6 protein-coding genes are annotated in these 7,459 nt (G+C 64.7%); all 6 read right to left on the bottom strand.

What is annotated here, in order from left to right:
* The coding region (locus RMN95_RS11935; protein ID WP_309617132.1) for a bifunctional 3'-5' exonuclease/DNA polymerase at window positions 1–1,160 on the bottom strand (1,160 nt) is incomplete at its 3' end.
* A 49-nt stretch (window positions 1,161–1,209) separates the two neighbouring features.
* Window positions 1,210–1,629, bottom strand: coding sequence for a DUF779 domain-containing protein (locus RMN95_RS11930; protein WP_309617131.1), 420 nt, complete (start codon window positions 1,627–1,629; stop codon window positions 1,210–1,212).
* 262 nt (window positions 1,630–1,891) lie between these two features.
* Window positions 1,892–3,415 (bottom strand): aldehyde dehydrogenase family protein, encoded by a 1,524-nt coding sequence (locus tag RMN95_RS11925; protein ID WP_309617130.1) that lies wholly within the window; start codon window positions 3,413–3,415, stop codon window positions 1,892–1,894.
* Window positions 3,416–3,570: 155 nt separating this feature from the next.
* On the bottom strand, window positions 3,571–4,863 hold the full coding sequence (locus RMN95_RS11920) for a transcriptional regulator (RefSeq protein ID WP_309617129.1): 1,293 nt from the start codon (window positions 4,861–4,863) through the stop codon (window positions 3,571–3,573).
* A gap of 61 nt (window positions 4,864–4,924) precedes the next feature.
* Window positions 4,925–6,532 (bottom strand): malate synthase A, encoded by a 1,608-nt coding sequence (aceB, locus tag RMN95_RS11915; protein WP_397545289.1) that lies wholly within the window; start codon window positions 6,530–6,532, stop codon window positions 4,925–4,927.
* A gap of 48 nt (window positions 6,533–6,580) precedes the next feature.
* A partial coding sequence (locus RMN95_RS11910; RefSeq protein WP_309617128.1) for an isocitrate lyase/phosphoenolpyruvate mutase family protein occupies window positions 6,581–7,459 on the bottom strand: 879 nt, incomplete at its 5' end.

The raw sequence follows: 7,459 nt of genomic DNA, 5'->3' as shown, positions 1-7,459 counted from the left end.
ACCGCGCCGCTGGCCACGATTCCCGCATAAAGGTCTCCTGCGGCGCCCGCTTCGACCATGCCACGGTCGGCCGCCATCGCGGCAAGGATGCGCGGCTCGAGTTGTGAGGCATCCGCGACGATGAGCTTCCAGCCCTTGTCTGCCACCACGGCCGCCCGAATCTGGCGCGGAAGCTGCAGGGCTCCTCCCCCGCTGGTGGCCCACCGGCCGGTGACGACACCGCCGGGGACGTAGTCAGGCCGGAACCGTCCACCCTCCACCCACGTGTCGAGCCATACCCATCCGTTGGACGAGAGCAGTCGCGCGAGCTTCTTGTACTCCAGAAGTGGCTCGATGGCGGGGTGCTTGAGCTTCTTCAATTCCCACGAGCGGGTGGAGGTGACCATCAGCCCGGCCAGCCCCAGTGCCCTGACCAACTCCGCCGGGGAATCCGGGTTTAACTCGGGTGCCTCTAGCAGGCGGCGCACCGTGGCGAGCACGGCCTGAAGTTTCGGCGGACGCACGCCATCGACCGCGGGCCTCGGCCCGAGAACGTTGGCGAGGATGCTGTCGTGCCTGGCTTCGCTCCACGGCAGGCCCGCAAAACGCATCTCGGCAGCGATAAGGGCACCGGCCGACTCCGCCGCCAGTAATCGGTCGATTCTCGCCGGTTCGGCGCAGGCGGCGACGGCCGCACGTTGTTGCTCGAACTCGGCCACCGGATCGGGCCCGGAGGCCGGGGTGCTGGTCACCTGGTCGAACTCGAACAGGGTCGCGTGAGCAGGGACGAGAGCGGCGGGGTTGCCGCCGGGAGCAGGTTCTGCCGCGGCATCCCACGGCCCGCGGCCCGATGTTGCCAGGGCCGATTCTGCCGTCAGCGCTGATGACCGCAGGATCGCGTGGCACAGTCTCAGGTCAGTACAGCGCTCGATCCGCACTCCCGCCGACAGGAGCTGCGGGTACCAGCGAGACGTGTCATCCCAGACCCATCGTGGATGCTCCGCCTCCTGCTCGCCGACGAACACTGCCAGGTCCCCCACATCGTCGAGCTCCAGCCGCTGCCCGCCATCGTCCACCCACGTGGCGCGCACCCCACCGGCCGAAGAAGCACCGGCCGTAGGAGTGCTGGCCGTAGGAGCACTGGCCGCAGGAGCGCCGACCCGAGCGAGGACTATGTGCACGCCCCCAGTCTGCCCCGAGCCGCCGACTACGACTGCCCGCGGCGGCGGTCTAAGCGAACGATGTCGCCGTCTCCATCAGGCGCGAGCGGATCAGAAAGCGCAGGCCCTCGGGCCCTTCCAGCGAGAAGCCACTGCCGCGCCCCCTCACCACGTCGACGGTCAGGTAGGTGTGACTCCAGTATTCGAACTGCTCTTTCGACATCCAGAAATCAATGTTGTGAGGTTCTGACCCAACGGGGGCGATGTCGAAGACGCCCAGCAGGATGTCGTTGTCTGAGGTCCAGAATTCGCCCGCGGCGAAGCACATGGGCGAACTTCCGTCGCAGCATCCACCCGACTGGTGGAACATCAAGGGGCCGTGCATCTCCCACAACTTTCGGAGCAGCTCGATGCTGTCTGCGGTAAGGGCAACCCTCGGCATGGTCTCGCCCGGTATGACAACACTTGCTTCAATCACAACTTCACTCATTGCCTTGCTCCTGTAGGTGAGGTGCCTTGCTCGTGGACGTGAGATCTCCGCCACCGGAATGGGGCATCCGGCGGTAGCCCGGGCCTGGCACGGGGGCGACCGCCGGATACTCGTCAACTGAGTGATCGCGCCAATAGGTGCGGTCTTTTCCGACCAAATGAAGGACAACCCCGCTCCGGGTCCCTGGTTTCCTGGGCCCACCACACACTCGAGCGAAATTATCCTTCATTTGGCTGCAGCCTATTGGCGCGATCTCTGAGTGTTAGAAGAAACCCAGCTTGCTCTCGGAATACGAGACGAGCAGATTCTTGGTCTGCTGGTAGTGATCGAGCGCCAGCACGTTATTTTCACGACCCATGCCCGAACTCTTATAACCGCCGAACGCAGCACCGGCCGGGTAAGCGTGATAATTATTGACCCACACGCGGCCAGCCTGGATGTCGCGCCCCGCCCGGTACGCGACGTTCCCGTTGCGCGACCATACACCGGCCCCGAGACCGTAGAGCGTGTCGTTGGCGATCGAGATGCCGTCGTCGTAGTCGTCGAAACTGGTGACCGAGACAACGGGGCCAAAGATTTCTTCCTGGAACACCCGCATCTTATTGTGTCCCTCGAAGATGGTGGGCTGCATGTAGTAGCCGTCCGTGAGGTCGCCCCCGAGGTCGACCCGCTCACCTCCCAGCGCCAGGATCGCGCCCTCCTGCTTGCCGATGTCGATGTAGCTCAGGATCTTCTCGAGCTGATCGTTCGACGATTGTGCCCCGACCTGGGTATCGGTATCGAGAGGGTTGCCCAAAACAGCTTTCTTCGTGCGTGCGACCGCATCGCCGAGGAACGAGTCGTAGATCGGCTTCTGGATGAGTGCGCGCGACGGGCAGGTGCAGACCTCGCCCTGGTTGAAGGCGAAGAGCACGAACCCTTCCTGACACTTGTCGTAGAACGCGTCATCCTTCTCTGCAACGTCGGAGAAGAACAGGTTGGGGCTCTTGCCACCAAGTTCCAGGGTTGCGGGAATGATATTTGCACTCGCATACTGCAGGATGAGGCGCCCCGTGGTGGTTTCACCGGTGAAGGCGATCTTGCGGATGCGGGGGCTGGACGCCAGCGGTTTGCCTGCCTCGGCGCCGAACCCGTTGACGATGTTGACGACGCCGGGGGGCAGGATATCCCCGATCAGCTCCATCAGGATGAGGATCGAGACCGGGGTCTGCTCAGCGGGCTTCAGTACCACTGCATTGCCCGCGGCCAGAGCCGGCGCTAGTTTCCAGACGGCCATCAGGATGGGGAAGTTCCAGGGGATGATCTGCCCGACAACGCCCAGCGGCTCCTTGTAGTGATAGGCCGTCATGTCGCCATCCATCTCGGCGAACTTGCCTTCCTGAGCCCGGATCACCGCGGCGAAGTAGCGGAAGTGATCGGCCGCCAGCGGCAGGTCAGCGTTCAGCGGCTCGCGAATGGGCTTGCCGTTGTCCCAGGTCTCGGCCACGGCGAGCAGCTCGAGATTGGCTTCGATCACGTCCGCAATCTTGTTGAGCACGGCGGCGCGCACAGTGGTGGATGTTTTGCCCCAGGCCGGCGCCGCCTTATGTGCGGCATCGAGTGCGGCATCAATATCCTCAGCGGTGCCCCGGGCCACCTCGGCGAACGGCTTTCCGTTGACCGGCGAGATGTCTTCAAAATACTGACCCTTAACCGGCGCAACCCATTTGCCTCCAATCCAGTGTTCGTAGCGTGACTTGAAGGTCACTTTCGCGTCCGGTGTTCCGGGCGCTGCATAAATCGTCATGTGGTGGCTCCTGTCGACATCGTTGTCTCGTGTGTGCACGACCATAGGTGTCGGTACGTTGCACAAACGTTGCAGGATATTGCGGCATCGTTCAAGCCGACCGCGCAGGGCAGTTCGACGCTCAGGGCAGTTCGACGCTCGGCGCAGTTCGACGCTCAGCGCAGTTCGACTTCGATTCGCTCGATGCGCGCGACGACGGATGCCCGCTTCGGCGAGCGGGCCGGTAGCATCCTGAGGCATTCGCGCCAGACTTCCACGTCGTAGGCGGCTTCGTCGGTTCGGGCGTAGGCGAGCAGGGTGTCCACAGCCGCATCCGTCATCATCGCGTCGCGAAGCCTCTGCCTCACTTCGGAGCGGATCTGGATCACACCAGGCGCTGTGGACGCTGGAAGTAGCTGCCCCGAGTAGCCTGCGAGTGCGACCCGATGAGCGCCGCGATCAAGGAACGCGAGCACTCGGTGGGCGTCTAGCTCGAGCCGTCTCGACAGGCGGTAGGGGCGAGACTGCGGCGCGAGTGTGACGTCGAATGCGCCGAGTTGCCTGCGCAGCCGCACCATCTCTGACCGCAGGGTCTGAATCGAGCAGCCGAGCATGCTCGCAAGGCTTTCGGCCGTCAGGCCTGCGGGATGCCACGCCAGCAGCGTGAGAATCTCGGCGTGGCGCGTACTCAGGTCGATGCCCCTGCCACCGGATTCGAGCCTGCCGCCTTCACTGCCCAGAACCGACAGCACCGGGGACGAGTGAGGACGCGCCACGGCACGTTGCACGGTGCGTCGCGGCCGTAATACCTGCTCGTCGAGCCTGCGAATGCGCAACTCCGACTCGACGGCGGCGACGGCGGCCTCCATCAGGGGAAGCGTGGCCGGGGCGACAGCATCATCGCCGCCCGTGATGTCGATCACGCCCAGCATCGCGCCCGTGACCGGATCGTGCACCGGCACAGCAGTGCAGCTCCAGGGGTGGATGATGCGGTTGAAATGCTCGGCGCCCTGGATCTGTATGCCGTGATCCAACGCCAGCGCCGTACCTGGCGCACTCGTGCCCACGGCCCGCTCACTCCAGTCGGCACCCTCCACGAACAGCATGCTCTCGGCCTTGCGGCGCAGGGTGCGGTCCCCATCAATCCACAGCAGCCGGCCATCCTGGTCGCCGATGGCGATAATCAAGCCGGCATCCAGGGTGTGGCGGATGAGGAGGCGATGAATCGTGGGCAGCGCGAGCGACAGGGGGTGGGCGTCCCGGTATTCGCGAAGGTCCGAATCGTCAAACCGGAGCCCGTCGAGCGGCTGGTCGGGGCTCAGCAAAAGCTGCAGCGACCGCTGCCATGACTCCTGCACGACCTGCCGCACACCAGCCACGGGCATCCGATAATCGATGACGTTCTCGTGGCCCTTGGCGTTGCGAGCCCGCGCGGAATCATCGGGGGCGATGATCCACGGGCTGGACACGGGCACTCCGATCAACGGCGGTCGAGTGCCTACATAATACGCATGACAGGCCGTGGATTTGCTAGGCGGCCGCCACCTCTGCGTTCTCCACGAGGTAGCGGCTGTACGCGGTGAGAGTGAGGAAGGTTGGGAAGTCCTCGTCCAGGGTCACCGCTCGAAAGACCTCGGCGGCATCGGCGAACCGGCCGCCCGACGGAGCGTCGATAAGGACGGCAGCAAGCTCGCGCTCGATTAGGGTGGGGGTGATCAGGGTGCCCTCCGCGGTCACCACGCGCTGGTGCATCCACTGCCATAGCTGGCTGCGGCTGATCTCGGCGGTCGCGGCATCCTCCATCAGGTCGTCGATGGCGGCTGCGCCGACACCGCGCAGCCAACTCTCGATGTAGCGCACCGCGATCGACACGTTCGAGGCGACGCCCGCATCCGTCACCTGCCCGTCAATACGCAGGTCGAGAAGGTCTTCGGCGGTGACATGCACCTCAGGGCGCAGTCGGTCGACCTGGTTGGGCCGATCGCCGAGCACGGCGTCGAACTCGGCGCGAGCGGTCTGCACAAGGTCAGGATGCGCCACCCAGGTGCCGTCGAACCCATCCGTGGCCTCTCGGCGCTTATCCGCCGTAACGGCAGCGAGCGCGCGGGCCGTCACCTCTGGATCTCGACGGTTGGGGATGAAGGCGCTCATTCCCCCGATGGCGTGCGCCCCGCGCTTATGGCAGGTGGCCACCAACAGTTCGGTGTACGCCCTCATGAAGGGCACGGTCATGGTGATGTCTGAGCGATCCGGCAGCACGAAGCTCGCCCCGCGCCCGCGGAAGTTCTTGATGATCGAAAAGATGTAGTCCCAACGGCCAGCGTTCAGACCCGCGCAGTGCTCTCGCAGTTCGTACAGGATTTCCTCCATCTCGAACGCGGCCGGGATGGTTTCGATCAGCACCGTCGCCCTTATGGTGCCGTGCTCGATGCCGAGCGCGTTTTCGGAGAAGGTGAACACGTCATCCCATAACCGCGCCTCGAGGTGGTTCTCGATCTTTGCGATGTAAAAGTATGGGCCGGTGCCGCGCTCTATGAGCTCCTTCGCATTGTGGAAGAAGTACAGCCCGAAGTCGACGAGTGAACCGGATGCCGGCGAGCGCAGGCCCGCGCGGTCGATGTAGCGCAGGTGCTTCTCCACGAGGTGCCAGCCGCGCGGGCGCATCACAATCGTGGGCGTCGACTGCCCCAACCTGTACTCCTTACCCTCAGCGCTCGTGAAGTCGATCTGGCGGCGGATCGCATCGTGAAGGCTCAACTGACCGCCGATGACGTTGTCCCAGGTGGGGCTGGTGGCATCCTCCTGGTCGGCCAGCCACACCTTCGCGCCTGAATTCATCGCGTTGATGGTCATCTTGCGGTCGGTCGGCCCGGTGATCTCGACACGACGGTCCTCCAGCCCTGGGCCCGCACCGGCCACGCGCCACGTCGGCTCCTCTCTCACCGAAACGGTCTCGGGCAGGAAGCGGAGGTTGCGGCCGTTGCTGATGTGCTTGCGCGACTCCATGCGGGCCGCGAGCCTGTCGTGGCGCCGGCCGGCGAACTGGTCGTGCAGCCTGGTCAGGAAGCGCAGCGCCTCCGGAGTCAGTATCTCGTCGAATCGTTCGCCGCCATCGGCGGTAATGTCCATGCGGTTCATGATGTGCTCCTGGTGTGGTTGGCGAGTGTGTGATCAGTGGCTGTGTGTTCAGTGAAACTGGGCGGTCTCGGTGCTGCCTGCCAGCGCGAGTGTTTCGCTCGTGGGGTTCAGCGCGGTCGCGATGCGGTCGAAGTACCCCGTCCCGACCTCTCGCTGGTGACGCGTTGCCGTGTATCCGTCGCTTTCTGATGCGAACTCCGCCTCCTGCAGCTCGACGTAGGCGCTCATGTGGCGCTGCGAATAGTCGCGTGCCAGCGTGTACATCGAATGGTTGAGCGCATGGAAGCCCGCGAGGGTGATGAACTGGAATGCGTACCCCATCTCGGCAAGTTCCCGCTGGAAGGTGGCGATCTGCGCGTCGTCGAGATGGCTCTTCCAGTTGAAGGAGGGAGAGCAGTTGTAGGCCAGCTTCTTGCCCGGGAACTCTGAGTGGATGCTCGCCGCAAACCTGCGCGCCAGCTCGAGGTCGGGCTCCGCACTCTCCACCCACAGCAGGTCGGCATAGGGGGCGTAGGCGTGGCCCCGTGCCAACACGGTGTCGATGCCCGGGGTGGTGCGGAAGAATCCCTCGGTCGTGCGCTCCCCCGTCAGGAACGGCTTATCGCGATCATCGATGTCGCTGGTGATCAGGTCGGCGGCAAGCGAATCTGTTCGCGCCACGACGAGGGTAGATACCCCGGCGACGTCCGCCGCGAGCCTGGCCGCGTTGAGCGTGCGGATGTGCTGCGCGGTCGGGACCAGCACCTTGCCGCCCATGTGCCCGCATTTCTTTTCGGAGGCGAGTTGATCCTCCCAGTGCACCCCGGCGGCCCCCGCCTCGATCATCGACGACATGAGCTCGTAGGCATTGAGCGGCCCACCGAAGCCGGCCTCCGCGTCCGCGACGATCGGGGCGAGCCAGTCGGTGCGCGGAGCGCCGTCCTCGGC

This window comes from Salinibacterium sp. (assembly GCF_031364185.1).
Taxonomy (GTDB): domain Bacteria; phylum Actinomycetota; class Actinomycetes; order Actinomycetales; family Microbacteriaceae; genus Rhodoglobus.
This window is presented reverse-complemented; position numbering and strand designations above follow the sequence as displayed.